Origin of the sequence: Aminobacterium sp. UBA4908 (assembly GCF_002398115.1) — a bacterium.
Taxonomy (GTDB): Bacteria; Synergistota; Synergistia; order Synergistales; family Aminobacteriaceae; genus Aminobacterium; species Aminobacterium mobile.
The window spans coordinates 14206-40684 of the sequence record NZ_DHCG01000002.1 but is presented as its reverse complement, the minus strand read 5'-3'; the positions used below and the strand labels follow the sequence as shown (position 1 = coordinate 40684).

Annotated in this window: 22 protein-coding genes and 9 tRNA genes; 23 read left to right on the top strand and 8 right to left on the bottom strand. The window is 42.0% G+C overall.

Annotated elements, in window-relative coordinates:
* The first annotated feature begins 3 nt into the window (after nucleotides 1–3).
* Nucleotides 4–1053 carry an RluA family pseudouridine synthase gene (locus B4J50_RS01015; RefSeq protein ID WP_286847590.1) on the top strand — a complete coding sequence of 350 codons (1050 nt, stop codon included), beginning with the start codon at nucleotides 4–6 and terminating at the stop codon, nucleotides 1051–1053.
* Here the strand turns inward: B4J50_RS01015 and B4J50_RS01010 are convergent.
* Nucleotides 986–2725: an Rqc2 family fibronectin-binding protein gene (locus B4J50_RS01010; protein WP_286847589.1), complete on the bottom strand. Its 1740-nt coding sequence runs from the start codon at nucleotides 2723–2725 to the stop codon at nucleotides 986–988. The two genes, B4J50_RS01015 and B4J50_RS01010, sit on opposite strands and share 68 nt — an antisense overlap.
* A 102-nt stretch (nucleotides 2726–2827) precedes the next feature.
* Between B4J50_RS01010 and B4J50_RS01005 the strand changes: the two genes are divergently transcribed.
* Nucleotides 2828–2902 (top strand) — tRNA-Ala (locus tag B4J50_RS01005).
* A 19-nt stretch (nucleotides 2903–2921) separates the two neighbouring features.
* A tRNA-Pro gene (locus tag B4J50_RS01000) sits at nucleotides 2922–2999 on the top strand.
* A 445-nt stretch (nucleotides 3000–3444) separates the two neighbouring features.
* Here B4J50_RS01000 and B4J50_RS00995 read toward each other — a convergent pair.
* Entirely contained in the window at nucleotides 3445–3912 is a 468-nt protein-coding gene (locus B4J50_RS00995; protein ID WP_286953882.1) for a pyridoxamine 5'-phosphate oxidase family protein, read from the bottom strand.
* A 192-nt stretch (nucleotides 3913–4104) separates the two neighbouring features.
* Here B4J50_RS00995 and B4J50_RS00990 point away from each other — a divergent pair, with 192 nt between their 5' ends.
* The 4 genes from B4J50_RS00990 to B4J50_RS00975 all read left to right on the top strand — a co-directional run bounded on the left by B4J50_RS00990 (nucleotide 4105) and on the right by B4J50_RS00975 (nucleotide 8325).
* Complete coding sequence (locus tag B4J50_RS00990) at nucleotides 4105–4434, top strand: metallopeptidase family protein (protein WP_286847587.1); 330 nt, start codon at nucleotides 4105–4107, stop codon at nucleotides 4432–4434.
* Nucleotides 4435–4568: 134 nt separating this feature from the next.
* Nucleotides 4569–5582: an ABC transporter substrate-binding protein gene (locus tag B4J50_RS00985; protein ID WP_286847586.1), complete on the top strand. Its 1014-nt coding sequence runs from the start codon at nucleotides 4569–4571 to the stop codon at nucleotides 5580–5582.
* Nucleotides 5566–7239, top strand: coding sequence for an ABC transporter permease (locus B4J50_RS00980; protein WP_286847585.1), 1674 nt, complete (start codon nucleotides 5566–5568; stop codon nucleotides 7237–7239). Before B4J50_RS00985 ends, B4J50_RS00980 begins: the two co-directional genes overlap by 17 nt.
* Nucleotides 7240–7242: 3 nt before the next feature.
* Entirely contained in the window at nucleotides 7243–8325 is a 1083-nt protein-coding gene (locus B4J50_RS00975; protein ID WP_286847584.1) for an ABC transporter ATP-binding protein, read from the top strand.
* 82 nt (nucleotides 8326–8407) lie between these two features.
* Here the strand turns inward: B4J50_RS00975 and B4J50_RS00970 are convergent, their stop codons facing one another.
* The 4 genes from B4J50_RS00970 to B4J50_RS00955 form a co-directional block, all read right to left on the bottom strand.
* Nucleotides 8408–10288, bottom strand: coding sequence for a TRAP transporter permease (locus B4J50_RS00970; RefSeq protein WP_286847583.1), 1881 nt, complete (start codon nucleotides 10286–10288; stop codon nucleotides 8408–8410).
* Nucleotides 10289–10381: 93 nt separating this feature from the next.
* A complete protein-coding gene (locus B4J50_RS00965) occupies nucleotides 10382–11368 on the bottom strand; it encodes a TAXI family TRAP transporter solute-binding subunit (RefSeq protein WP_024822264.1) in 987 nt (328 codons plus the stop codon).
* Between the two features lie 167 nt (nucleotides 11369–11535).
* The gene (locus B4J50_RS00960; protein ID WP_286953880.1) at nucleotides 11536–13554 is read right to left on the bottom strand and encodes a DUF2207 domain-containing protein; all 2019 of its coding nucleotides are present in this window, start codon (nucleotides 13552–13554) and stop codon (nucleotides 11536–11538) included.
* A complete protein-coding gene (locus B4J50_RS00955; protein WP_286847581.1) occupies nucleotides 13508–14059 on the bottom strand; it encodes a LemA family protein in 552 nt (183 codons plus the stop codon). The genes B4J50_RS00960 and B4J50_RS00955 overlap by 47 nt, the downstream gene beginning before the upstream one ends.
* A 175-nt stretch (nucleotides 14060–14234) precedes the next feature.
* Here B4J50_RS00955 and B4J50_RS00950 point away from each other — a divergent pair, with 175 nt between their 5' ends.
* From B4J50_RS00950 to B4J50_RS00920, 7 genes are all read left to right on the top strand, one after another.
* Nucleotides 14235–14579 carry a DUF3870 domain-containing protein gene (locus B4J50_RS00950; protein WP_024822267.1) on the top strand — a complete coding sequence of 115 codons (345 nt, stop codon included), beginning with the start codon at nucleotides 14235–14237 and terminating at the stop codon, nucleotides 14577–14579.
* A 170-nt stretch (nucleotides 14580–14749) separates the two neighbouring features.
* Nucleotides 14750–15946: a DUF819 domain-containing protein gene (locus tag B4J50_RS00945; protein ID WP_286847580.1), complete on the top strand. Its 1197-nt coding sequence runs from the start codon at nucleotides 14750–14752 to the stop codon at nucleotides 15944–15946.
* A 238-nt stretch (nucleotides 15947–16184) separates the two neighbouring features.
* Nucleotides 16185–16261 (top strand) — tRNA-Gly (locus B4J50_RS00940).
* Nucleotides 16262–16280: 19 nt separating this feature from the next.
* A tRNA-Arg gene (locus B4J50_RS00935) sits at nucleotides 16281–16357 on the top strand.
* Between the two features lie 9 nt (nucleotides 16358–16366).
* Nucleotides 16367–16443: transfer RNA gene (locus B4J50_RS00930), tRNA-His, on the top strand.
* Nucleotides 16444–16461: 18 nt separating this feature from the next.
* Nucleotides 16462–16538, top strand: a tRNA-Arg gene (locus tag B4J50_RS00925).
* 11 nt (nucleotides 16539–16549) lie between these two features.
* A tRNA-Lys gene (locus B4J50_RS00920) sits at nucleotides 16550–16625 on the top strand.
* A gap of 46 nt (nucleotides 16626–16671) precedes the next feature.
* On the opposite strand, the gene B4J50_RS00915 is transcribed toward B4J50_RS00920, so the two are convergent.
* Nucleotides 16672–17664 (bottom strand): metallophosphoesterase, encoded by a 993-nt coding sequence (locus tag B4J50_RS00915; RefSeq protein ID WP_286847579.1) that lies wholly within the window; start codon nucleotides 17662–17664, stop codon nucleotides 16672–16674.
* A 190-nt stretch (nucleotides 17665–17854) separates the two neighbouring features.
* Nucleotides 17855–19414 carry a cardiolipin synthase gene (gene cls / locus B4J50_RS00910; protein WP_286953879.1) on the bottom strand — a complete coding sequence of 520 codons (1560 nt, stop codon included), beginning with the start codon at nucleotides 19412–19414 and terminating at the stop codon, nucleotides 17855–17857.
* 172 nt (nucleotides 19415–19586) lie between these two features.
* Here cls and B4J50_RS00905 point away from each other — a divergent pair.
* The 9 genes from B4J50_RS00905 (at nucleotide 19587) to clpX (ending at nucleotide 26477) form a co-directional block, all read left to right on the top strand.
* A tRNA-Lys gene (locus B4J50_RS00905) sits at nucleotides 19587–19662 on the top strand.
* A gap of 21 nt (nucleotides 19663–19683) precedes the next feature.
* Nucleotides 19684–19768, top strand: a tRNA-Leu gene (locus B4J50_RS00900).
* Between the two features lie 69 nt (nucleotides 19769–19837).
* Entirely contained in the window at nucleotides 19838–20944 is a 1107-nt protein-coding gene (locus B4J50_RS00895; RefSeq protein ID WP_286847577.1) for an NTP transferase domain-containing protein, read from the top strand.
* An 82-nt stretch (nucleotides 20945–21026) separates the two neighbouring features.
* The gene (locus tag B4J50_RS00890; RefSeq protein WP_286847576.1) at nucleotides 21027–22358 is read left to right on the top strand and encodes an amidohydrolase family protein; all 1332 of its coding nucleotides are present in this window, start codon (nucleotides 21027–21029) and stop codon (nucleotides 22356–22358) included.
* Entirely contained in the window at nucleotides 22346–22585 is a 240-nt protein-coding gene (locus tag B4J50_RS00885) for a hypothetical protein (RefSeq protein ID WP_286847575.1), read from the top strand. The genes B4J50_RS00890 and B4J50_RS00885 overlap by 13 nt, the downstream gene beginning before the upstream one ends.
* Nucleotides 22586–22667: 82 nt before the next feature.
* Nucleotides 22668–22871 (top strand): cold-shock protein, encoded by a 204-nt coding sequence (locus B4J50_RS00880; RefSeq protein WP_024822274.1) that lies wholly within the window; start codon nucleotides 22668–22670, stop codon nucleotides 22869–22871.
* Nucleotides 22872–23100: 229 nt separating this feature from the next.
* Entirely contained in the window at nucleotides 23101–24450 is a 1350-nt protein-coding gene (tig, locus tag B4J50_RS00875; RefSeq protein ID WP_286847574.1) for a trigger factor, read from the top strand.
* Between the two features lie 57 nt (nucleotides 24451–24507).
* Nucleotides 24508–25089 (top strand): ATP-dependent Clp endopeptidase proteolytic subunit ClpP, encoded by a 582-nt coding sequence (gene clpP / locus B4J50_RS00870; protein WP_286847573.1) that lies wholly within the window; start codon nucleotides 24508–24510, stop codon nucleotides 25087–25089.
* Between the two features lie 101 nt (nucleotides 25090–25190).
* Nucleotides 25191–26477, top strand: a complete 1287-nt coding sequence (clpX, locus tag B4J50_RS00865) for an ATP-dependent Clp protease ATP-binding subunit ClpX (protein WP_286847572.1) — start codon at nucleotides 25191–25193, stop codon at nucleotides 26475–26477.
* Nucleotides 26478–26479 lie beyond the last annotated feature (2 nt).

Here is a 26479-nt window from a genome sequence, read left to right as displayed (position 1 = left end):
AACATGATAGAGTTACCTACCAGAGGCGGAGTTCATTCCGCCTCTGGTATTTTTACAGGAGCGATTCTTATGCAAGAAACAAACTATGAAAATGAGGATTTTCTGGAAGAAAACAACCATGAACAACTTATAGTTCTAAATCCCAGCGAAGCGAAACTAGAGATGCGCTTGGATGTTTTTCTTGCTTCAGAGTTAGGAATCACACGAAATTACGCACAAAAGCTTATATCTTCCGGAAACATTCGAATAACAGATTCCCAACGAAAAGTAAAACCCGCATTAAAGCTCTCTGGAGATATAGAGATCTCAGTCTGTTTGCCTCCCGTTGAAAAACTTGAAGTGGAGCCAGAACCTGTCTCTTTTGATACCATCTATGAAGATAAAGATATTTTAGTTATCAACAAACCTTCAGGTGTGGTAGTCCACCCAGCTCCAGGCAATTGGCACGGAACTTTAGTACACGGGCTTTTATATAAATATCCTGATATAGGAAAATTTGGAGATACAACTCGCCCAGGCATTGTTCATCGTCTCGATGAAGGCACTTCAGGACTTATTGTAGTTGCTAGAAATGAGAAAGCTCTCTTGAATCTTCAGCATCAATTCCATTCGAGAGAAGTTAAGAAGGTATATTTGGCCCTTGCTGTAGGGAAGCCTTCTTCTATTTCTGGTTTTATCAATGCGCCCATAGGGCGTAGCGTTCGTAATCGTACAAAAATGGCTATTATCTCAAACGGACGTCCTGCCATAACGGAATATAAGGTACTGTGGACCCATAAAGGCCTAAGTCTCATTCAATGTCACCTCCTCACAGGACGAACTCACCAAATTCGAGTTCACTTGAAAGCTATAGGCTGTCCTTTAGTGGGAGACACTTTATATGGAACGAAACAAAGCCTGAAACGTAAAGCAGAACGCATTTTCCTTCACGCATGGCAATTAGCCTTTGCCCATCCATCTTCGGGGGAAAAGCTTTTTTTTAGAGTCACTCTTCCTCAAGAATTACGCCTTTTTCTTCAAAAAACTCTTTCCAGTCCATTGGATTTGCCATAACAGTAAAAGGATGAGTATAGGTAACATGTGCTGGAGCCCCCCCTGGTATATGCCGCACATGTTTTCTCTCTGTATAATCTATTTGTACTTTTGATGTATGTCTAGCTTTGCTGAAATAAGCCGCTAGTGAGGCTGCCAAAAGGAGAAGAAAGGATCCTTCAAGGTCCTCTTTCGTTCCGGTAAAACCTTTTATAATCACATGAGAACCTGGAATTTCATGCACGTGTAGCCAAATATCTCCAGATCCAGCCTCTCTGAAGGTAACATGGCGATTCCCTTTCGCATTGAGCCCTACCAGTACCTGAGCATCTTCATATTCAATCCTTAAATGAGGGGGTTTAGGAGCTTCCTTTCTCCCCTTTTTAGCCTTTTTCTGAGTAGGGAGAACCCATCCTTGGATATCTCTACATACTGAATCAATGACTGTTGGAATTTCAAGGTCTGAGAGAACATCGATTTGTTCTTCTAAGTCCTCTATTTTATCTTTCAACTTCAAAATGTTCTTTTCTATTTCAAGAAGATTCCCTTTTGCTTTTTTATATTTTTTAAAAAACCATGCAGCATTATCAGAGGGGTTTTTATCAGGATCCAATGGTATTTCCAAAGAAATTTCCCCCTCTTCAGACCATCCGGAAAGGCGAACCATACCTGCTCTATACGGAATAGCCCTGATATTGGCTAGAATCAAATCTCCACAATTTTTATACCAATCAGCTTTTCCCGCCTCTCGTTTTTGCTTTTCCACACCTTGTAAATGACGTTTTAAAGAACGGGTTTCTTTTTTTAAGAGTTTCAACGTTCCCCTTTTAAGATTCTTGCTTTTCTCTTTTAGCAGAGGATAGAACATACACAACCTCCCCGCATGAAGAGCCTCTTGTGTTACTACGGGAGTAGCTCCTAGCAGCAAGAAAGGAAAGATGGTGAGGTATGAATTTAAATATTGCATAACGGAACTTTCTCTTGGCGCCACGTCATAAATAGAATTGAGAATCTGCATCCATTCAGAGGGTAATTTTATAGCCCAATGCTCACTAATATACTGTCGAAGTCCTTTTCCTAAGCCTTTTATCTCAGAAACAACCTCTGGTGTTATTGTCGAAGCAGAAAGTTCTGTTATGGTTCTCCCTTGAAGGGGAGGAGGAGAAACGTAAGAATACGAAGGGGCGATAGTTCTATAACGGTTAACGTCTGGATGTATATGTTTTGCGCAGTCAATAATAACGTTATTTTCATCAAGAAGAATCATATTGCTATTTCTTTCCATAAACTCTATAACTAATTTTTTCTGGACATGGAATCCTGCTCCTACAGTTCTGGAAAAGGAAAGCACCAGAACTCGATCGAAATCAAGTTGTTTCACATCTATAAGTTCGCAACGCAGGAGATGGCTCTTCAAAGCCTCAACAAAACGGGATTTTCCCGTAGAAAAACGGCCTAAAATACCTATATCTTCATTTGTAACCCATCCACATCCATAGTACCGAGGGTCCCACGTTACAAAAAAAGGAGTAGGAAGCTGTGAGAAACGCAATGTAACCCAATTTTCAGCCCCTTCTGCCTTGGTAATTCGTTGATTGATTGTTTTTTTAAGAAGTTCTCTACACCACGCATATACTAATTCTGGACCGTACGTCATAATTTCCCCTTCTTTTCTACGTTCTAGAAGGTTCATTTTAAGGAATAAGGGTATAATGAGCAAGAGGGGGCTTCTTTTGGTAGAGAGCACCTTGACAATATCTCTCCCCATCATTACAATAATCGCCGTTGGCCATATGGGGCTGTAGCGCAGGGGGAGCGCGCTTCCTTCGCACGGAAGAGGCCGGGGGTTCAAATCCCCCCAGCTCCACCATATAATAGGTATAGGATGTCGGGGCGTAGCGCAGTCTGGTTAGCGCACCTGCTTTGGGAGCAGGGGGTCGAAGGTTCGAATCCTTTCGCCCCGACCAAGAATAGATAATGGGTACTGAATATAGACAGTACCCATTTTTCATGTCTTTTAACCTTTTCCTGACTTTCCCCAAAAAGACTCGGGAAAACCCCTGGCAGGGGGTCAAAAACAAGCGGATTTTCCATGTCAAAACCTTGCATTGAAGAGGGGAATAATAGCATGGAATCTGCCACCATGCCACAGTGGTTAACATTAAGTCGGTTGCGCCTCAAACTTGGGGATTTACCCTACGGCGTTTCATAGCCTTACGAAGGGCTGAACAAGCCGCCCCTTATACAATTAAGGGATACGTCGAAAATGTTAGGCTTTTTTCAAAAGATACCCCACAGCGCCGAGCGACGCTTGTCGTGATTGCCTGCTGAAACACCTTTCACAAAAAGGGATAGCCCCCGTAACCTACAACATCCGACTAAAAAACTAAAGCCCTTTAAAGATATTAACTTTTAGCCCCTTCTAGCCTTTCCGGTAATCCTTTCAAGAGTAATGCCTATAACTTTTGTTTTGTCGGAAGCTCGTTTTATATATTCTCTCCCTTCAGAGATATGCTCCGGTGAATATTTCGCGATGAGGGCGCTCAATGCCCATTCTTTTTCTTCGCCGAGTATTTCTTTAGCCCTTCCGAAAGCTATGACACTCTCGTAGTTCGTAGCGAACTTTTCCGGCACTACTTCAACTTTACCAATCACACAAATTGACACTTTGTCGTTGTGGGCGACATTTTCAAGTTTGTGCCCTTCCATAGCGCAGTGAAAATATATGGTGTTGTTTATGAAAACATAATGGAGAGGAACCCCATAACTATATCCGTCCTGCGAAAGGGTAGAAAACACCATATAGTTTCCCAATTCAAGCAGTGCCAGAGCCTCTTTATTAGAAAGTTCCCGGTCTTTACGTCTCATTTCTTTAAACATACGGTTACATCCCCCCTTTTGGTTAGCTTCTTCAGGACAGAGGCCCCTTCCCTGAAGAAGTAATATCCGCCCTTCATGCGATGTTTAATTTGTAGAATATTATTGGCAACATTATCTTCTTAAAGTGGCATTGTCAAGATTAACGAGGAGATAGGATATAATTTTAAAAAATCCTTCTGGAGGCATTCAGACATGAATATTAATAAGTTTCGTAAAACGACAAATGAGATCGTGGAAGAATTGCCAAGAGAGCTTTTTAAGCAGCTTAACGGAGGAATTATTGTTCTTGACGAGAAAAAAGAAGAGGCTGAAAGTCTGATAATGGGGGAATATGTGGAGGATCCCTTTATGGGGAAGACCATCCTTCTTTATTACGGATCTTTTGTCGACATATTAGAGGGCGCTTCTTTAGAAGAATGGGGAAAGGAAATAGAGGATACTATTATTCATGAACTTCGTCATCATATAGAATCCCTAGCAGGAGTTGATTACCTTTCAGAAGAAGAGAGACAAACTTTTTAAAAAACTTTTTTGATAGCATGCCTTGATAGAGCCACATTCCTTGTTTTTTAGCCCATATCTGGATATAGAGAGTAAGAGGGTTAACCGCTATATTAAATTTATAGAAACAATAGACAAAGAGGAGAGTGTGCAACATGGAAAAGAACGGTGTTATGGGTAAAGTAGTTACCCTCGCTATTTTAGGAACTATTCTCTTATCGGGCATTGCTACAGCAGCGCAACCAGAACTCAATGCGTATACCATATGGTCTGAGCGATATGCTCAAGCAATATTCAGTGCTTTTACAAAAGATACAGGCATTAAAGTGAATTGGATGAGATTTTCTTCTGGAGAAGTGCAAGCCAGGCTGGAAGCAGAGCAGAAAAATCCTCAGGTCGATGTTGTTTTTGGGAATATGGCTGAAGCTTTCGTCAATGGCATTCCTAAGGGGCTATTTGAGCCTTATAAGCCACAAGGGGCCGAACGTATTCCAGACACATTTAAAGATACTGATGGATATTGGACTGGTGTTGCAATAGATCCTATCTGCTTTATGTTCAATACCAAATTTTTAAAAGATCACAATGTGGAAGCCCCCACATCTTGGCAAGATCTACTCCGCCCAGAATACAAGAGCCAGCTTCAGATGGCTGATGCCAGAACATCTGGAACTGCTATGTATCGTATTCTTAGTATTATCGAAGCTATGGGCGAAGATGAAGCTTATATATACCAGAAGAAACTCAACGACAACGTTCAAATCTATACTAAAAGCGGTGCCGGTGGTGCATTGCCTATAGCAAGAGGACAGGCTGCAGGTGGCATCTTCTTCCTTGTAGATGCCCTTGAAATGCAACAGAAAGGCTACGATGTGACTATTAGCTATCCCAAGGAAGGTGTTGTAGCTGGGATAGAGGCTATGGCTCTTGTAAAGGGAGCTAAAAGTCCAGACCTTGCAAAAAAATTTCTGGATTGGGCCTCCACAGAACGGATGCAGAGAATTTATGAGGGAAGCCAAATCAATCTGATTCCCAGCAATCCCGATGTGAAAATTTCTAATCCAGGGCTGGATATGTCGAAGGTTAACGTGCTCCCCCTAGATATTAAGTGGGCTGGAGATAACCGCGATCGCCTCGTTGAGCGCTGGATAAATGAGGTCCTTCGATAAATCTACAAGACTTGATCCCGCACTCGTACCACTTTGGGTAGGGCTATGGGGGTTTTTAGGGCTCTTCGTACTCTACCCATTAGTGCGGTTGATCTATATAGTCTTTACCACTGATGGCGGAGCAAGCTTAATAAACCTGATAAAGGTACTTACGAGCTGGTACAATCGTAAAGCCTTTTTTAATAGCCTCGCACTAGCTGCGGCTGTGGCCACTACAGGAACCTTTATAGGATTTCTCTTTGCTTTCGCAGTAACGAGGATACCCTTGCCCCGACCTGTCAAGTGGTTTTTGGGAGCTGTTGTTGTGCTTCCTTTTGTTTCACCACCTTTTACGAGCAGCATTGCTCTTACTATGGTGTTAGGGCCTAACGGTTTGTTATTGAAATTACTTCACGCACCAGATTTTAATATATACGGCTTTTGGGGAACGTGGATAGCTGAAACTCTCACATATTTCCCCGTAGCATTTTTGACTCTTACCGCAGTGCTCAAAGCCATTGACCCTAACTTAGAAGATGCTGCCATGAGCATGGGCAATACTCCATGGGGGACTTTCCGAACTGTAACATTACCACTGAGCATACCAGGGCTTGCTAATGCTTTCCTGCTCTTATTTGGAAGCTCTCTGGCAGATTTTGCCACACCGCTAGTAATGGCAGATCATACCTTTCCAGTACTAACTACTCAAGCCTACTTGCAGATTACGGGCATGTACGATATCCAGGGTGGAGCCACCATTTCTTTTATACTGTTGGTCCCCGCTCTTCTAGTATATTTGCTGCAACACTACTGGGTGGAGCAACGTAGTTATATAACAATTACAGGTAAAGCTGGAGCCCCTTCTGTTGTCAAGGGAGGCGGATTTTTTGCAGAGACACTTATGTTGATAATTATTTCAGCTATAACGTTATTTATAATATTCCTCTATTCCATTATCTTTTTAGGATCTTTAATGAAAGTGTGGGGGGTAGATAATAGCTTTACCCTAGAAAACTATGTCTATGTTTTCACGGTAGGGTGGAAAGCTGTAAAAGATACAGTTCTTATAGCTGTTATATCGACCTTTATTGGTAGTGCCATAGGAGTAACTACCGGCTACTTGATAAATCGTAAAGATCTTCCTTGGAGAAAAACATTAGAGTTTACGTCCCTCCTAAACTACGTCTTGCCCGGAACAGTTATAGGTATTGCTTATGCCGTAGCCTTTAACTCGGGCCCCATAGTGCTCACCGGTACCATGTCTATTATTGTTGCTCTTTGTGTTTCTCGTTATGATGCTACGGGAATAAGAGCTACAATAGCATCGTTGCAGCAAATAGATCCTTCTATAGAGGAGGCTTCTTTAAGCCTTGGAGCTTCTCGATTTACAACTTTTTTCAGGGTAACACTGCCATTGATTATGCCCGCAGTTATCACAGGTATGCGCTACCTTTTTGTGGTTTCCATGACAGCTGTCAGTGCCACAATATTTTTAGTATCGGTGCGTTGGAGCTTGCTGACCATCCGTATTCTTGAGTGTATTACTGAACTTCTCTTCGCTCAGGCAGCAGCCTTTTCAGTAGTTCTAGTACTTATTGTCTTTATCGCTATAGGGGCTATAGCAGTTTTGTTTCATATCATCTACCCAAATTATTACCGTCAGTTGAGGAGGCCGTAAGAAATGTCTCTCTCCATTTCTCTCCACAATTTATCAAAAATTTTTCACAGAGGAAAAGAAGCTTTTAAAGCAGTAGATAACGTTAATCTTCATGTCAAATCTGGAGAACTTGTTACGTTATTAGGCCCCTCTGGTTGTGGAAAAACAACGATCTTGCGAATGATAGCTGGTTTTGAGAGACCTACTGAAGGGCGCGTTTTGATCGATGGGGAAGATATCACCGAAATGGCAGTGAACAAACGAAAGATTGGGTTCGTTTTTCAAAATTACGCTCTTTTCCCCCATATGAATATTTTCGATAATGTGGCTTATGGATTGAAAATTCGGGGTGTTTCTCAAGAAGAGAGGAAAAAGCTTGTAGCTCAAGTCCTTCATATGGTAGGACTTGAAGAAGTTGAAAATCGTTTCCCTAACCAACTTTCAGGTGGAGAACAGCAACGCGTAGCCTTGGCTCGAGTTTTTGTTACTAATCCTAACGTTTTGTTAATGGATGAACCCCTATCCAACCTCGATGCGAAACTACGAATATATATGCGCGCTGAAATTCGTCAGTTGCAAAAGAAACTGGGTATCACGTGTATCTACGTTACTCACGATCAAAAGGAAGCCCTCTCTATAGCTGATAGAATTGTAGTCCTCAATAAGGGGAAAGTGGAACAAGTTGCCACTCCTTTTGAACTCTATGCAAACCCTGCAACTCTTTTTGTTGCTGACTTTATCGGACAGGCCAACATATTTAAGGGGCAGGTCAAGGCTTTTCGAGATAAAGAAATGGATGTTTTTATTTACGGGCATGTAATGGCTATTCGTAACAATGAAAAAAAACGCTTTAAAGAAGGGGAAGAAGTGGCTCTTGTAGTTCGGCCCGAGTCTGTTCGTTTAGGCCCTCCTGAGGGTTCTATATTAAAAGGACGAGTGCTGAGCAGGGTCTTTGTTGGAGATAAAATGGAATATGCTATAGAAATAGAACCAGGCAACCTCATTCATGCTTTTGAACCTTATTCCAGAGACATCCCCATATTCTCTGAAGGAGACAGTGTCGGGCTTCGTATAAATCCTCTGGATGTCATGACTTTGCCAGTATAAGAAACTATTAACACAAAACATAAATACAGGAAGTGGCTCTTTTATGCCATCCTCCTGCATTTATGTTTACTTACAGGACGTATTAATTGGAAACTTCAATAGGTTTAGGTCTAGAAAACAAAAATAAAACTAATGTGAGTATCACACTAACTATAGAGACTAAAGGTTGTCGATAAAGGGCTGCGAGAGCAGAAACAACAAAAGCGGCTCTATGCCATAAAGGTAGAGGTCCACGAGCATAACCTGTCAAAGCAAATCCTATTCCAGTAAGTGCCCCTACGCCACTAAGTACAGACATAAGGTTCTCCATCAAAGAACCCTGAAGGATAAGGCCTGAATCGTAACAAAAGGCAAAAGGTACAATAAAAGCCAGGATACCTAATCTACAGGCTGTAAAACCTGTCTTATTAGGTGACGAATCTGCGATGGATGCAGCAGCATAAGCAGCAAGAGCCACTGGTGGAGTTATGTTGGATACAATAGCGTAGTAGAATACGAATAGATGTGCTGCTAAGGGCAGAAAGCCCATTTTCACAAGGGCCGGTACACCTAACGCTGCTCCAAGAATATATGCGCTAGTAGTAGGCAACCCCATGCCAAGAATTAGAGAAACCAAGGCGATAAGGATCAATGCTAGGAAAGAATTTCCACGAGCAATTCCAATAACAGCACCGACAAACTTAAACCCAATGCCCGATAAAGCCACGGAACCAACTACTAACCCTGCAGAGGCACATGCTGTACAAATAATAGGGATATTTTTGGCTCCATCGTGAATAGCCTCTATAACTTGTTTAGGCCCCATGCGTTTGGCGGGGTCGAGAAGAGACATAACCCATGCCAAAACAATACCCGAAATAGCCCCATACATTGGGGTATATCCCGCTAGAAGCATATAAACTAAGAGAACAATTGGTGACATCATGTAGAGTTTTTTGAGTACAGCTTTTTTAGAGGGAAGATCTTTTGCAGGAAGTCCCTTAAGCCCATCTCTCACGGCAGCGAGGTGAACCATTAAGAGTACTGCTCCATAATAGAATAAAGAGGGGAGGATAGCAGCAACCATGATTTTGTTGAACGGGACACCTAAAAGGGCAGCCATAACAAATGCCCCTGCACCCATAATTGGGGGCATAAGCTGTCCTCCAGAGCTGGCAACAGCTTCCACAGCAGCCGCAAAATGGGGTTTATAGCCAATACGTTTCATCAAAGGAATTGTAAAAGAACCTGTAGCATAGACATTAGCCACAGCAGAGCCAGAAATGGATCCAAAGAGAGCAGAGCTAACCACAGCTATTTTCGCGGGACCTCCAGCTGCTGTTCCCGTAAAGGCTTGTGCAAACTCCATAAAATATTCGCCGACACCACTCTTTTCAAGGAACCCACCAAAAATGAGAAAGATCATAACGAAAGTTGCTGATACTCCCAAAGATGACGAGAAAATTCCCTCATCTGTGAGAAACATCCCTTCTATGATCCTATCAAATTCTGTAGGGACACCACGAAGTGCTGTAGGGAGAAAACTAGCGTCACATACGTAGGTATAGACTGTAAAAATCACTGCTACAATCACAAGAGGCAGCCCTACAATACGGCGCGTTGCTTCCAATAACAATATGATCAGTAACGTACCAAGAACTAATTGGACAGCAGTGAGATCGTCAACACCCTGCATGCGCATCATGATTTGTTCATAGTTCATTACAATATACAAACCCGGAATAGCTGATGCTACAGCTAATATCCAATCGTACCAAGGGACTTTTGTTTCAGGAAGCTGGCCTTTTTTTAAAGATTTGAAGGGATAGATCACGAAAGCCATAGGCAACACCCAAGTGAGGTGAATTGCCCGTTGGAGGTAGGCCTCAAAAGATCCAAAAACAGCTGTGTAGAGATGAAAAAATCCCATAGCTAGAATGTAGACATATAGAACCTTTGCCACAATGCCATCAAGTTTTCTCATTAAAAAACAACCTCCTCTCCAACAAAACATGAACGATAAAGGCGGGCTTGAAGCCCGCCTTTAGTTGTCAAGAATGTGCAACATCCCCTAATTTTATTTCGCAGCGACCTCTGCCCAATATTTCATAGCTCCGGAATGACTTTTAATAGGAGCTGCAGGAATTGCTGTCGCAGGATTTAACTCCTTCATATCTACAACAGCCTTAGATAGAGTTTCTTGGTTTTCATACATTGTTTTGCAGAGATCATAAACAATTTTTTCATCCAAGTCGTTACGTACCACGATACAGGTGTAGTCTCCTACCACCTTAATAGGCGTATCGGTAACTGACTTATAGATACCAGGATCTACCGTAAATGTTACAGTACCGTAGACTGATCCCACCTTATCGAGAGTTTCTTGTTCCATTCCCAATATAACGATATCGGTCTGGCTCTCAATTTGCATAACAATAGAAGCAATTTTGCCCACTGAGAAGGCAAATACATCTAGATGATTATCGGCAATGAGATCTGCTCCACCAGAGTAAGAAGCATACTCTACAGAGCCACCCCATTCTTTAAGAGCTTCGCGGTAGTCAAGCCCAAAGCCAGACTTAAAAATGCCATTGACGATGAACTCAGATCCTGTACCAGTCTTCAACGTAGCAAAACGAGTTGGGATTTTCCGAGCTACCAGATCATCCAAGGATTTTATGTTATGTTTTTCTACAAAATCTTTGCGAGCAATGAAATAGGTATATTGAGTGTATAGGTTTGCTAAGATCGTCGCATTGTCAACGGGAGTTTCGAAAGGAGCACCAGCGCCTTTCTGGGCTACGGCAACCATGGACGTATTAGAGAAACCCAGATCGCCTTTGCCCTTATCAGCATTGATAATATTGGCAACAGCACCACCTGTGATACTCGTCGTAGGGATTGTGTCATGGGACCAGAGATCAGCTAGGGCACCACCTAGAGCAAACCAGTTGCCTCCCGGAGGTCCCGCCATAAAACGAAGCTGAGACGGAGAATCAGCAGCAGCCATTGAAGCCGTAAGCATACAGAATAAGGCAAGGCAGAAAACGATGAACTTTTTCAATTAAGACCCTCCCTTTTAGATTTGAAGAAAGTAACAATAAATCCCAATTGTTTTACTTCCTCCTGTATTTAATGAGGAATATATCTTTCTTCAGAGGTATTGTCAATTCAATTGTTTGTACTTTTTAGAGCCCCTTTAACTGCTATTGCCAGAAAAAAGGGAGGGGCCTACCAGCCACCACCACCACCACCGCCGCCACCGCCACCGGCGAAACCGCCGCCACCCCTTCCGCTAGAAGAGCCCGGCACTACAGAAGACGAGGCGATGGAATTAGCCACAGATGATGTGATATCAGATATTCCTTCTCCGGTATAAAAAATAGAAGCGTCTTTCCCCACATACCATGTGGAATGATATTCTTTTTTCCGAAGTAACTCATTAAATCGATTTGCCCATGTTTTTGCTCCATCGAGGGCAAAAGCGTAGGGAAGCAGGCGCTCAAAAACTTCCGGTGTTTCCTCCGGAGGATTGAACATTTCTAGTCGGTGCCGCTCTGCTGTATTTATGTACATGGCAAGTCCCTCAGCTACACCAAGGATATCATTGCCTCTCTCTGTCCGAACTGTTATTAACTTTCGAAAAACAAGAGCTATAGCCGCAATGGCTAGAGGAAGTAAAAGCATAGATTTTTTCGCACTACTCAGTGTAAACAAGAAACTCCCCGCAAGGCTAGAAAAAAATAATGAAAGCATGATAATAGTAATAATTTGGGGTATAAATCGCCTTTTTCTATGAAATCCTCTCCAAGCAGATAAAATAACAGAACCAATGACCATAAGTGCTCCTGTCCCTCCCATTAAGAAAGCTGCAAGTTGAATTTGTCCACCCCATCTGAGAAGTAGAAAGAAAGAGAGGGGAATAAAAAAACCTCCGGCCCACAGGAGAGTATTCTTTGAGAAAAGCGGCTTTGCAGACTGTCTGTAATATTGCTCCAACCTCTCGCGAGCTTCTTCTAAAATTTTATAATTACTTTGCCGAAGCAATAATTCCTCCCTCCCGTTACCAAAGAGGCTAGAGAGAAGGATTTTTTCTTCTGAGGAAAAATTTTCAAAAAGAGCTCGTTCCTTTACAAGTCTTAATGAATATCGTCTTCCAGCCAATTTAGAAGAAAGAGCTACGATTCCCTTGAGAACACCGTTCTCTCCTACTTGTCTCAAACGTTCCATTGCTTCCTCTAAAGTTAATTCCTCTATGACAATAAAGCCTTTTACAGCAAGATTAAGAATTTCGGCTGTGAAACAAACATTATCCATTCCCATTTGCTTTACATATCTTAAAAATCCTGGGCCTAACTCCTCGGGAGGATAGAAGAGGGGGATTACCGGTTTCCGAAGGGGGTCTTTTCCCCATCGTCGCCACACTATCACATAATAAGTTAAGAGGAGAAGAGGTGTGACTAAAAAAAACCAGATGCCGAATTTATCGAAGAAAGTATATCGAAGGGGCTGCTTTGGAGGGAATACTACGCCTTTAGCCCATGAGTAAGCCACCGTGAGACCTTCATTTGGCAAAAGACGCCTTGTTGTTTCTACTGATCCGTCAGGAAGAAGCCTAGCATCTTTTCCTCTCTCGCCTTGGAAGCCAGTATAAATATCTACCGATAGAAAAGAGACCTTTTCGGGAAGGGTAACAGAAAAAATTACCTTTTCTATGGGAAATGCCCAATCGTTGCCCGTAACATTCCAGTAAAGTTCATCGTACTCTCCCCAAAAACCAATTTGACCTGTTGTTACATAAGAAAGAGAATAGGTTTGCGTCCCTAAAGGTGCAAGCTTATCAGGATCACCCAAATAGATGCGAACTCCATTGGAACGAGGTTCAGTTCTATAAGGAACCTCGTTACCATTAAGTAGCGCCTCTTTCACCCAAAAATCTACGCGCACAGTTCGCCCTGACGCTCCCTTATAGATAGTAGGAAAATCGCGAAATATCCCCCGCCGAATACTTTTGCCTTCCACAGCTACTGTAATATTTTCTCTCACTTCAAGAGAGGAATCAGATTTTACTGCGGCAGCAGAAGAAAACAAAAGAATCTTTTCTTCTGCTCTCACTGGAAATGCCAGAAAGACAAACAAAAAGAAAGAAAGGACAGCTTTATAAAGCCCTTTTACAAAAAGCCCTCTCTTCATACTGAGAATATCAAAATGATACTTGGGGTGTTGTTCGTGTCTCTTCTGCTGCTTCAAAGTAATCAGCTTTCCCGTAGCCAAAGTTTCGTGCTATGAGCACTGCAGGAAATGTAGAGATAGCAATATTGTAGTCTCGAGCTGCACCATTATAGTATCTACGAGACATTTGGATATCATTCTCCAGAGAAGAAAGTTGTTCTTGTAGTTGAAGGAAATTTGTATTTGCTTTCAAGGTGGGATAATTTTCTGCCACCGCAAAAAGAGATTTGAGCGCTCCAGAAAGCATATTTTCTGATTCCGCTCGTTCCCTAACTGTATAGGCTCTAGTTATAGACGCTCGTGCTTCTGTGACCCGCTCAAAAACTTCTTGTTCATGAGTAGCGTATCCTTTTACCGTTTCCACAAGATTGGGAATAAGATCAAAGCGTCGTTTAAGCTGCACATCAATACCGCTCCAAGCTTCATTTTTCAGATTGTCCAGACGAACAAGTCTATTATAAATAGAAATGGCCCCAAGAACTATGAGGACTATAAAGGCAAGAATTACAAGCAACACTACCATAAATATTCCCCCTTCGCTTAAAAAATCAAAAAACTTTTTATTTATTTTACCTCAAATAGGGGGGAGTTGCATTTTGTTCAATTGACAGTTGAATTTATAACATAATGATTCGAGATCCGTCTTTAGAAGTTTAGCAAGGTAGACAGAAACGATAAGGGCATGGTAAAATTTCATTATGTCGAATAATACAAAATATCCGGAGAACTCTATTCTCATAGTAGGGAACTCCCAAACGACTAGTTTAAATCCGATTAATCAACAATTTGGTGCGTTTTTTATCTCTTTCATCTTGTTGAAGGATACAGAAGAGATTCTTGATTGTGGTGTTTCTATGACCCTTAAAGTGACGGAAAGTTTTGTCCAGGGTATTTTTTTAGGACGTCGTTTGGTTCAAGATGAAGAGATTATTGTTTCTGATGTGCAGGCACGATATTTTGGATCTTCTCAAAAAGCCATTATTGCAGCATACCGAGACGCAATAAAGAAGTATAAAGAGGTCACTGCTCCACGAAAAACATAATAAAGATAGAGCTGCTTTGTCCTTAACGTTCGTTTGAGTTTGGCTCACGGATATCAGGGGATAAAATCCAGCGGTTACTGGCGTGTAAGTGCCGGCAACTGTTGGATTTTTTTGTTGAAGTTTCAACTCCAAAAGCAGTCTCAATATTTCGTTATAAGGAGGGGTTTATAGTGATCACCAATGGTTTCACATATTTTGCGTTCTTGGTTTGTTTTGCTGGAATTGTCTCAGCTTTAGAAATGAAATTTAAGGACTCCACGTTTTTCAAGTATGTGCCACCTCCTGTTATTCTTTACCTTTCATGTATGATTTTTGCTACAGTCGGGCTATGGGAAAATAATGACAGCATTAAGGCTACTTATCGAGTAGTAAGGGGCAATCTTATCCCTGCGATGATTTTCGTTATGTTGCTGCGATGTGATATAAGAAAGATCCTCAAACTAGGCCCTCGGATGCTCATCGGTTTTTTCTCTGCAACTATCACCATTATGGTCGGGTTCGTGGTGATGTTTCTCCTTATGAAAAATGGATTCCCTCCAGAATCGTGGAAAACATGGGGAGCTTTGGCTGGAAGTTGGATAGGAGGGACAGCCAATATGGTGGCCATTCAGGGGGCCCTGGGCATCAGCGACTCTGCTATGGGATATACACTTCTCGTAGATAATGTAAACTATTCTATCTGGGTTATTCTTCTCCTTGCTACTGTTCCCTATGCAAAAATCTTCAACAAATGGACGAAAACTGATACTTCCCTCATTGATTCTGTAGGCACAATGCTTTCTGAAATCAAAGAAAATACTCGCACGAAAATGGAAACAGCAGACTTAGCCCTATTAGTAGGTTCCGGCCTTTTTGTTTCTGCCATATCAAGTCATGTTGCTTCAGTTATATCGCCTATGCTTATTAACATTTTTGGGAAGAGCGATTTCCTGTCGGTAAGTACGGTTACTATCATCGTAGCAACTTTCCTCGGCATCTTATGTGCCATGACACCCATGAACAGCATCCCTGGTTCATCTCCTGTATCTCTAACCATGCTCTACATTATTATTTGCCTTATCGCTTCCCGAGCCTCTTTTAAAGAACTCACTGATGCCCCTTACTACTTAGCAGCCGGTTTTGTTATTCTAGGAATCCATGCATTGCTTATGGCTATCATAGCTAAAATTATCAAGCTTGATCTTTTTACGTGTGCTGTAGCAAGTTTAGCCAATATTGGAGCAGTTGCAGCAGCTCCCATTATTGCAGCGGCATACAAGGAAACTTTAGTTCCCATAGGAGTCCTTATGGCTCTTATGGGATATGTTGTGGGCACGTGGGGAGGTCTTTTTGTGGCTAAAATACTTTCTCTCATCGCAGGAGTTTAGAGCGGGAGTTTAGACGGCCTTGTAACTGCAACGTATTATCTTAATTCTACCTCAATCATTATTATTCATGTCAGTTGTAGATTCGCCTAACATCTCAACATAAGATGGGGTCTAGAGAATTCTACAGCGACGGCCTACACCTTATTTCTTTAAAAAACAGGCTCAAAAAAAGGTTGCAGGAATGCCGGTCATATGGTAGTATTTCCCGTGCTGAACGAAGACAACTTCGTTGCAACGAGCGGGAATAGCTCAGCTGGCTAGAGCGATGGCCTTCCAAGCCGTAGGTCGCGGGTTCGAATCCCGTTTCCCGCTCCATTTAGTCCTAGTAATAAAAGCGCCTGTAGCTCAGTTGGACAGAGCAACGGCCTTCTAAGCCGTGGGTCGCGGGTTCGAATCCTGCCGGGCGCGCCACTTGAAACGGTGAGCGTAGCTCAATTGGTTAGAGTGCTGGACTGTGGCTCCAGTGGTTGGGGGTTCAAGTCCCCTCGCTCACCCCATTTAAAATAAAGTTGCACGCGCCCGTAGCTCAGCTGGATAGAGCGACGGACTTCGGATCCGTAGGTCGCGGGTTCGACTCCTGCCGGGCGCGCCACTTAAGAAAAGGGACCGTTAGCTCAATAGGCAGAGCACCTGACTCTTAATCAGGGGGTTACAGGTTCGATTCCTGTACGGTCCACCATAAAGAAATAAACTGGCAGTCTCTGAAATAGAGGCTGCCTTTATTTTTATTTACCCTCTTTGCTCGATCTAGAAACGAGATCGATAACTGTCAGTTCGGGGTATGCCAGAACACGAACTGGGGGCCCCCACGTCCCTGTTCCATGACTTACATAAAGCAACGATCCTTTCCCTAAATCTAATAAACCCTTTGTATGACGGTAGAAAAGCCAAGTAAAGGCCATGAATGGAAATAATTGCCCTCGATGAACATGCCCGGAAAGTTGTAAGTCAAACATCCCCACTGCGCCTCTATGGGGGAGTGGGCGGTGTTTTAATAACAGAGTAAAGCGACGATCAGAGATATTTTTTAACAGCTGATCTTCTTCAACTTCTGGCTGCCCTTTAAGGAAACGTCCACCTGGGTCGTCTACTCCCACTATATATATTGGACCTGCCTCCACAATTTTTCCTCGTAACACATGAAAACCGGCTTTGCCGGTAAAGTATAGGGCGTGCTCAATTCCGGCATAAAATTCATGATTCCCAGTTACAGCGAATTTCCCATATGGAGGATGATAGTGGAGCATCATCTGAGATATAGTCTCTACATCTTCTATTTCACCATCCAATAGATCCCCCGTGGAAACTATTACATCAGGGTTTTCTTCTTGTATCTGCTTCATAATTTGTCGTAACATCTTTTTATTAATAAGAATTCCCAGATGTAAATCGGAGATTTGGAGAATACGGAAACGAGAGAATTCTTTAGGCAACTTTTCTGTGGGAATCTGAATACTTACTACTCGAACGGCCATGCTTTCTTTATACCCATAGAGACAAATAAAAAATGCCGTACAAAAAGCCAGCCAGAGATCCCACCGGGGTAAAGGCGGCTCCCATGATAAAGAAAAGATATAAGCAGTTGTGTCTATGACAAGAGAAGCGAGGACAAAATAAAGCCCGAAGGCTAATCCTATAGTCCCGACCCACGCCAAAGCTGTATGTATATAACGAAGAGAAGAGAAGCGCCACCGAGGAGGAATTATGGGAGCCATCATAAGCAAGGCACCGCTGCTCCATATACAAAAGAGAGTGTTCCATGAGAGAGGAGGTATACCTTTAAAACGAAAATAATGATAAAAAAATAGGAACAATACTACGTAGAGAGTAATATATGCCCCTATAAACCCACCCTCTGAACGTTTAATCTTTATCAATAATACCTGTCTCCTTTTTTATAAACAAAACTTATAACAAAGCGGACCAGAGTCTTCCCAAAGATTCCCGAATGCGATCCCAAATTGGTCGTTCCATGCGGTGACGCAAGTTAAACTCCAAACATTGATCCATGTCCAGCAAAAATTGTTTTTCAAACTCTCTAGTTTTCTTCTCGTTGTAAACAAAAACCTGAACTTCAAAATTAATATCCAAACTCCTATTATCGAGATTAGTTGTTCCTACAGAAAGCCATTTCCCATCTGCCATGACTAATTTAGAGTGAATAAATCCGTTTTGATAGGCAAAGATACGGACTCCTGCCGCTAAAAGATCGTCAATATTAGATCGAGTTGCCCAAAAAACCATTCGATGATCGGCACGAGACGGGATTATAATACGAACATCCACCCCACTCAATGCTGACGTTGTCAGAGCCATTTTCAAGCTTTCATCTGGTACAAGATAAGGAGTTGTTATCCAAATGCGTTTCTGAGCCATAGTGAAAAGATGGAAGTAACCTTGTAGAATAGCTCGCCAGTTCGAGTCTGGACCGCTTGCAGCTATCTGCATGGGGAGAGGGGTATCGGGTATACCTTTGCTATCCCAGAATGTTTCTTTTTCGGACAATGTCTGTCCCGTACAAAAAAACCAATCATTTAAGAAAATTTCATGGATGGCTGCCACAGCTTCTCCTTTTATGCGCACATGGGTGTCCCTCCAAAACCCCATATGGCGATTACGCCCCAAATACATATCACCAACATTGAGACCACCCGTAAATGCAACCTCTCCATCTACTACAACAATTTTCCTATGATTTCTAAAATTGAGATCTCGCCGTATCATAGGGAAAGAAACAGGTAAGAAAGGTTGAATATCGATTCCCTCATTCCGCAACGTTGCTATAAATTTTCTTCCTAAACGCCAACTGCCCACGCTATCATAAATAACCCGTACAGGAACCCCTTCTCGAACTTTCTTTTTAAGTATCTCGAAAAGCTTAAGGCCAGTCTCATCTTTAGCTATAGAAAAATATTCCAAATGAATATATCGTTGCGCCCTCTCTAAGGCTTCTTCTATAGCGGGGAAGACATTCTCTCCGTTAAGGAGCATATCAAGAGAATTCCAATGAGAGAGCCTCGAGTGAGCCGTTTGTTCTAGTAGACAAACAAGTTTGCTGGGGACAATATCATTCGTATAAATTTCTTTCTCTGGAAGTTGTTCTGAAAAGGTGGACTGGTAGAACCGTTTTTTCTTATATTTTTTAAAAACCGCTCTTCGCTTGGGATCAGGGCCAAACAAAAAATAGAAAATAAAGCCTATACCTGGTAGAAGACCTAAAGCTAAGAGCCAGGCTATTGTTCGGTCAGGGTTTCGTTCTTCCAAAAAAATAACACCTGCTGCTGTAATAATGTAAAGAGTAAAAATATAGGGGATATACTCCTTAAACAAAGCCCATAAGAGTTTACAAAGCTTCAATGCCGTGTGAAAAAAGGCTATATCGCCAGCTGCAGTTTTCACAGCAATAGATTCGATATTAACCCATACCCATGGAATGGAAAAAATGATAATAGCCATTAGAAATGCCATAACAAGAGACTTGAGAGATAAACGCAATAGTCCTCCCCCTCCCTTTAATATTTGTTTATTATAGCTTCATGTAGGCGCCTTTTACTGAGCAGACTATTCCCTGCCCCCTCTTCACATCTCATGTTTTTAATGGTATTATTCCCCCGTTATAGCCTCCTTAGCAATATGATAAGGATCGTTAGCTCAATTGGCAGAGCACCTGACTCTTAATCAGGGGGTTACAGGTTCGATTCCTGTACGGTCCACCATTTTTATGTCTTTCTTTTCGTGCGAGAGTGGCGGAACTGGTATACGCGCTGGACTTAGGATCCAGTGGATTTCTCCGTAGGGGTTCGAGTCCCCTCTCTCGCACCATTTTTCTATTACGCTCCTTTCTGACGCTTCGTATAATACTAACAAATATCTGCACCCTGGAGGGAAGGCATGGCAGATACGGAAGGCCACTTTGCTGCAATTATTCTAGCTGATGGTTCTTCAAGTCGCATGGGGACATGCAACCCTTTGCTTTCGCTAAGTAAGCAAAACTTCATCCATTGTATCGTAACAGCCTATCGAGATGCAGGTATATCCCGTCTTTTTGTTGTAACTGGGCCCCAAGGAGAACTGGTTGAGAACGGGTACCGGTTTCTAAAGCGTATGTCCCTTTTTAATAAAAACTGTCATCGAGGCATATTTGCCTCTGTCATAGAAGGTATTAAAGCTATTCCTTCAGATGTAAAAGCATTTTTTCTTCATTCTTCAGATACTCCCTTAGTGCGTTCATCTACACTTCACCATATGCTCACTCTCTGGGAAGACACGAGCTTCCTTCTTTACCCCGTTTTTCAATCTAAGCGAGGGCATCCTTCGTTAATTTCCTCTGGAATGATTTCTAAAATTCTTAAGCGGAATAGAGGAAACAGCCTCGCTGATCTTTTAAAAGGAGAGGCTGCCCAAGAATGTTTTGTCCCTGATCAGTTTATATTGTATGATGTAAATACTTCCTCTGACTTCGCAGCTTTCTCTGAGCTTTATGGAACACGACATATTCCTTCCCAAGGAGAATGTACCGAGCTCTTCGCTTTAGCAGGAACCCCTAAAAAAATTAGGGATCATTGCATTGTTGTAGAGAAAGTCGCTCTACGCATAGCATCAGAACTTCCCCATTTTGTTCCATGTGATCTTCAATTAGTGCTAAAAGCCGCCCTTCTTCACGATATTTGTCGAAAGAGTTTTCGCCATGCAGATGTTGGTAGACTTTTTTTGTCTAAATGGGGATTTAGTCAAATAGGAGAACTAGTAGGAAGCCATACGGACCTCTTGGGAGAGACAAATTCATGGGAAGCTAAAATCCTATACATTTCTGACAAACTTGTAAAAAACTTCTCTGTAGTGCCTCTCGAAAAACGAATGAGAGAGTACCTTGACAGAGGGAGATGTGGAGAAGCTTCCCAAAAAGCCTTACAACGTTTACAAAAAGCAATGGAGGTTCAAGAAGAAATAGAAAAAATTACTGGCCGTAACCTTTTAGAAATCGTGAAGGGATTGTAAGGAGGACATCTGTGGATACTCATTTTCTTAAAGAGACGGCCCATTTCTTGGAGAAAGGCGAGCCCAAAGAGGGGATAGAGACATGAAATTTCATCGCTATATTGTCGCTAATGGTCCTCTTACAGACGGTGATATTTTCTATACATGCGGAGCCCTTCTCATCGAAAACAGAGTCATTATAGATATGGGGTCTTATGAACCTCTTCGAAAAAAATGGCCTGACACCCCAGTTATAGATGTAGCAGGACGCCTTATTGTTCCGGGATTCACAAACTTTCATCATCACCTTTACTCCTCTCTGGCTACAGGGTTACAACCTTTAGGGGAAACATCCACATTTACTGGGATTTTACAAAATCTTTGGTGGCCGTTGGATTTTGTTCTTGATGAAGAGTCTATTTATTATTCTGCTCTATATGGAATTATGAGGTCTATCCAAGCTGGAGTAACCTCTATTTTCGATCATCACTCTTCCTTAGGACATGTAAAAGGGAGTTTAAATACTATCTCTGCGGCCTTTCGAGAAAGTGGAATTCGAGGTGTTTTATGCTATGAAATGACAGAACGCGGAGGTAGAGATTTTATAATGAAACAGCTTGATGAAAATCTTTCCTTCTGGAGAGAGCATAAGAAAGATACGAAACTTCAGGGAATGCTCGGACTCCACGCTAACTTCACACTTTCAGAAGAGACGTTACATCTTGTGAAAAAAGAAAAACCTTCATATCTACCTATTCATATACATTGTGGAGAGTCCCAAGACGATCTTCTCTTTTGTCAAAATCTCGGTTATGAAGGGCCCATCCATCGATTGGCAGCCCTGGGTCTGTTATCCTGTGATTCTTTTCTTGTCCATTGCCTTCATCTTTCAGATTACGACTATGCCATATTAAAAGACTTCTCGCCATGGGTTATTACAACTCCCGAATCTAACGCTAATAATAGAGTAGGGAATATGGATCGCCAGAAGATCAGTAAATTTCTTATTGGGACAGATGGTTTATCAGACGACATTTTATCTTCTTACCGAAATTACGTCATTACCGCTACTCATAGTCCCGAGCCCTTCGAAAAAATAGAAGCTCTCATATGGAAATGGCCCCGATTGGTCAGAGAAAGATATTGGGGATTTCAAGGTGTCTTCGCAATTGGGGAACCAGCCGATGTAGCAGTGCTTGATTATCGGCCTGTAACAACTATAAACAAAAACAACATCATCGCACATCTTATCTATGGCGCAGAACAAGGGAAAGCTTTTCTTTCTGTTTGTGACGGTAAAATTCTTTGGAAAGATGGAAATTTCTTTCTGCTAGACCAGGAAGAAATTTTCCAGAAGGCAAAACAAGTAGCCTCTCGCCTTCATAACCGCTTTATAAGAGAAAGCAGAAAGGAGTCTTTCCCATGGTCGAAATAGAAAGGGGAATGTGTGGAGTTGCCCCCAATGTGGTACCGGGGCCAATATTATGGTGGCCATTACTAGAGAGACAAGATGTATTGTATTCTCTTCTTGAAGACAAGGTTACGTCTGATATTATTAAGTTTCCCACCCATAGCTTTCCGGAAACAAGGAACGCGGCATCTGCTAGAAAGGTTTCTGAAAAAAATCAATTCACCCTAAAAACCGTGTTTATCGGCACTTGACAGCTATTTATAAATACTTTATTGTAATTTTGCTGATAGGCGCCATCAGTAATACATGTAAAAGATTCTAGGAGGCAACATTTTGACAACTCAGGGAACAGTCAAGTGGTTTAACGCGGCGAAAGGCTATGGCTTCATCACCACCGACGATGGGAAAGATATCTTTGTTCATTTCAGTGCAATCCAGGGAGACGGTTTCAAGACTCTTGATGAAGGCCAGCGGGTGTCTTTTGACATAGTAGAGGGAGCAAAAGGCGAACAAGCCGCTAATGTCGTAAAGCTTTAGTAAAATCTATTCCTCAAACTTGAAGTCAATAAAAGGCAGCGCCAAAAAAGTGCTGCCTTTTTCTTTTTTATAAACCTTTACAATAAGGGAAATAAACGTGTACAATGCGTAACAGTTTCTATAGGCAGACCTTCTATTTCGATAGGTCTGTCCTTTTGTGTATTATAGATAGATCTTGGTGTGCTATACTACGGAATGCTGTCCGTAAGTTGAAAGGGGTTGCTAGAATATGAGGTCCGAATTATTATCTCAAGAAAAAAATTTTGTCACCATAAAGGCAGAATTCGACGCGAAGGAGTTCCAGGAAAGCGTCAATAAAGCTGTTAGGGAACTTTCCCAGAAAATGAACGTCCCTGGATTCCGAAGGGGAAGAGTTCCTCGTAACATTCTTGAAATGAGATTGGGGAAAGAGGGAATTTATGCAGAAGCTTTGGAGTCTTTGGTTCCTGAAGCTATTGACCAGATTGTGCAAGACTACGATTTGGATCTTATTGCAGAGCCGGAACTCAACGTCGATAAGATAGAAGAGGGCAGCAATGTTTCCATTACTTTAAAATTTGAAGTTACTCCTGAAGTGGAATTGCCCAATCTTGAGGAGATAGAGATAGAGAAGTTGAAAGTAAACGTTACCGATGCAATGGTGGAAGAGTCTATAGAGACTATGCGAAAGCAAAATGCAGAGCTCGAAACTGTTCAGCGACCTGCTCAGCAAAGTGACGTAGTGACTATTGGATATGTTACGAGCGTTCTTGATGCTGAAGGCAATGTAGAAAAAAGCCACGAAGAGGCTGACGCTAACGTAGACTTAGAATTAAACGAACTGCGAATAGAGATTAAAGACGCTTTGATTGGTCGCGAAACGGGAGAAAAAGTCTCTGTTACTGTAAAAGTAGAAGAGGACTATTCCGATAAAAGCATAGCTGGGAAAGAAATTCGCTATGACATGGCGGTTAAAGAAATAAAAGAGAAAAAAGAACCGGAACTTAACGAGGCTTTTTTTGAAAAGATGCTCGGGGAACCTGTAGCAGATGAGGCCGCTTTCCACAGAGAAGTTCGAAAACATCTAGAGAATCGGATGATGCAGGAAAGCGATACTATGGCAGAAAATATGGCTATAGCAAAAGTTTCGGAAACAGCTCAGGTGGAGTTGCCTGAGACGCTCGTCCGCCGCCAGATGGAAGGTACGAAAAAGAAGGATGCAGAAGAAGCTCAGAAACGATTCCAGAAAAGTATGAATGATGTATTACAAGCATCTGGAATGAGCCCGGAAGAATATGAAGAGAAGATTAAAAAACAGGCAGAAGTAGTTGTTCTTCAATATCTTGTTCTTGATGCTTTAGCAAGTAAATTTGACATTTCTGTGGAGAAGTCTGATTTTGAAGAAGAACTGGCTCCTTTGGCAACTGCATACAAGCTTAGTACGGATAATTTACTTCGCGCTGTTTTTAAAGATCAAAATAGAATCACAGAGATGGGCAACAGGATTCGATATAGGAAAACCGTAAAAGAACTATTAAACCGAGTTAGAGTAAAGGAAGTGGAAAAGCTTTCTCCTGCTGAAGAAGAAAAGGCTGAATAATCATAAAAACACGCACCGAGGTGAGCGTTTGGAATAAATAGAGTAGGTGGTGAAGATATGCTCATACCAATGGTGATTGAACAAACCGGACGAGGCGAAAGAGCTTATGACATATATAGTCGCCTCTTAAAAGACAGAATCATTTTTTTAGGTGATGCTGTCGATGACAATATAGCCAATACAGTTGTAGCACAGCTATTGTTTTTAGAAAGTGAAGATCCAGATAAAGACATTAATTTATATATAAATAGCCCCGGGGGCGTGGTCTCAGCAGGGTTGGCTATTTATGATACGATGCAATATATCAAGTGCCCTGTGTCGACCATTTGTATCGGTCAAGCTGCAAGTATGGCAGCGGTTCTTCTTACTGGCGGAGCGGCAGGAAAGCGAATAGCTCTTCCCAATGCCAGAATCATGATACATCAGCCTCTTGGCGGAACGCAGGGGCAGGCAACAGATATAGAAATACATGCCAAAGAAATATTGAAGCTGCGTGAGCGTCTCAATGATATACTGATTAAACATACGGGGCAAACTCGAAGAAAAATTAAGGCCGATACTGAAAGAGACTTTTTTATGTCAGCAGATGAAGCGGTTGCCTACGGGATCATCGATAAAGTTATACAGTCCAGAGTATAAGCCTTTCCCGTAATAGCGGCCTATAGATTTTAGAAAGGGAGCCCTCATGCGGTGCTCCCTTGTTTCTGTTTGATGCCCCCAGCTTTAAGGAGGTTAGAAGAATGGTTACTTTTGACAATAAAGGGAAAGACGGCAACAAAGATGTTTTACGATGTTCCTTTTGCGGAAAAGGACAAGAGGAAGTACGTAAACTCATAGCTGGACCTGGAGTTTATATATGTGACGAGTGCATCCATCTGTGCAACCTGATCCTCAACGAAGAGACAAATGAGGGAGTTGTAAAAGAGAGTCCAGAATTTACTCTTTCTCTAAAAGAAATACCCAAACCAGTTGAGGTAAAAACTTTTTTAGATCAATACGTTATTGGTCAAGAAGATGCAAAAAAAACGCTTTCTGTGGCTGTTTACAATCATTTCAAGCGAATTAGCGCTCCGCGAGATGAAAATGATGTGGAACTACAAAAAAGCAATGTCCTTCTTCTTGGCCCTACAGGATCTGGCAAAACTCTTTTAGCTCAGAGCCTTGCCAGGAAATTGAATGTTCCTTTTGCTATGGCAGATGCCACAACTTTAACCGAGGCTGGATATGTGGGGGAGGATGTAGAGAATATTCTCGTCAGACTCCTGCAAGCTGCTGATTATGACGTTGCTGCTGCAGAAAAAGGCATTATTTATATTGATGAGATTGATAAAATAACTCGTAAATCTGAATCGCCATCTATTACCAGAGATGTTTCTGGCGAAGGGGTTCAGCAAGCCCTACTTAAGATTCTTGAAGGAACTCTTTCTAATGTACCCCCGAAAGGGGGGCGCAAGCATCCCTATCAAGACTTTATTCAAATCGATACCACTAATATCCTCTTTATTTGCGGAGGCGCTTTTGATGGGGTAGAAGATATTATTGGGCGAAGAGTTAACAAAAAAATGATCGGTTTCGGAGGAGAAGTTCTTAGCGCTCAAGACCGACGTAAATATGAGCTTATGAAGCAAGTTCAACCAGAAGACCTCATGTCTTTCGGTTTTATTCCAGAGTTGATTGGCCGACTCCCCGTTATAGTACCGTTGGAAGAATTAGACGAGGAAGCATTGGCACGTATTCTTGTAGAACCGAAAAATGCATTGGTACGACAGTATCAAAAAACTTTCGAAATAGAAGGCGTGAATTTAGCTTTTGAAGATGACGCTATTAAAGCGATAGCAACTCTGGCGCGTAAAAAAAACACGGGCGCTCGAGGACTACGATCGATTATGGAATCTATCATGCTTGATCTCATGTACGAAATTCCTTCCCGGTCAAAAGAAGTAGAAAAAATAATCATAACTAAAGATGCCGTGGAAAAAGGCACATCTCCTATTATCAAACTAAAAGGGAAAGAGGAGGTAGCCTAATC

What these genes read in the sequence shown, in the direction of transcription:
- B4J50_RS01015 (WP_286847590.1), top strand. Translation starts at nt 4, where the DNA reads ATGATAGAGTTACCTACCAGAGGCGGAGTTCATTCCGCCTCTGGTATT.
- B4J50_RS01010 (WP_286847589.1), bottom strand. Translation starts at nt 2,725, where the DNA reads ATGAACCTTCTAGAACGTAGAAAAGAAGGGGAAATTATGACGTACGGT.
- B4J50_RS00995 (WP_286953882.1), bottom strand. Translation starts at nt 3,912, where the DNA reads ATGTTTAAAGAAATGAGACGTAAAGACCGGGAACTTTCTAATAAAGAG.
- B4J50_RS00990 (WP_286847587.1), top strand. Translation starts at nt 4,105, where the DNA reads ATGAATATTAATAAGTTTCGTAAAACGACAAATGAGATCGTGGAAGAA.
- B4J50_RS00985 (WP_286847586.1), top strand. Translation starts at nt 4,569, where the DNA reads ATGGAAAAGAACGGTGTTATGGGTAAAGTAGTTACCCTCGCTATTTTA.
- B4J50_RS00980 (WP_286847585.1), top strand. Translation starts at nt 5,566, where the DNA reads ATGAGGTCCTTCGATAAATCTACAAGACTTGATCCCGCACTCGTACCA.
- B4J50_RS00975 (WP_286847584.1), top strand. Translation starts at nt 7,243, where the DNA reads ATGTCTCTCTCCATTTCTCTCCACAATTTATCAAAAATTTTTCACAGA.
- B4J50_RS00970 (WP_286847583.1), bottom strand. Translation starts at nt 10,288, where the DNA reads ATGAGAAAACTTGATGGCATTGTGGCAAAGGTTCTATATGTCTACATT.
- B4J50_RS00955 (WP_286847581.1), bottom strand. Translation starts at nt 14,059, where the DNA reads ATGGTAGTGTTGCTTGTAATTCTTGCCTTTATAGTCCTCATAGTTCTT.
- B4J50_RS00950 (WP_024822267.1), top strand. Translation starts at nt 14,235, where the DNA reads ATGTCGAATAATACAAAATATCCGGAGAACTCTATTCTCATAGTAGGG.
- B4J50_RS00915 (WP_286847579.1), bottom strand. Translation starts at nt 17,664, where the DNA reads ATGATGGCTCCCATAATTCCTCCTCGGTGGCGCTTCTCTTCTCTTCGT.
- cls (WP_286953879.1), bottom strand. Translation starts at nt 19,414, where the DNA reads ATGGCATTTCTAATGGCTATTATCATTTTTTCCATTCCATGGGTATGG.
- B4J50_RS00895 (WP_286847577.1), top strand. Translation starts at nt 19,838, where the DNA reads ATGGCAGATACGGAAGGCCACTTTGCTGCAATTATTCTAGCTGATGGT.
- B4J50_RS00890 (WP_286847576.1), top strand. Translation starts at nt 21,027, where the DNA reads ATGAAATTTCATCGCTATATTGTCGCTAATGGTCCTCTTACAGACGGT.
- B4J50_RS00885 (WP_286847575.1), top strand. Translation starts at nt 22,346, where the DNA reads ATGGTCGAAATAGAAAGGGGAATGTGTGGAGTTGCCCCCAATGTGGTA.
- tig (WP_286847574.1), top strand. Translation starts at nt 23,101, where the DNA reads ATGAGGTCCGAATTATTATCTCAAGAAAAAAATTTTGTCACCATAAAG.
- clpP (WP_286847573.1), top strand. Translation starts at nt 24,508, where the DNA reads ATGCTCATACCAATGGTGATTGAACAAACCGGACGAGGCGAAAGAGCT.
- clpX (WP_286847572.1), top strand. Translation starts at nt 25,191, where the DNA reads ATGGTTACTTTTGACAATAAAGGGAAAGACGGCAACAAAGATGTTTTA.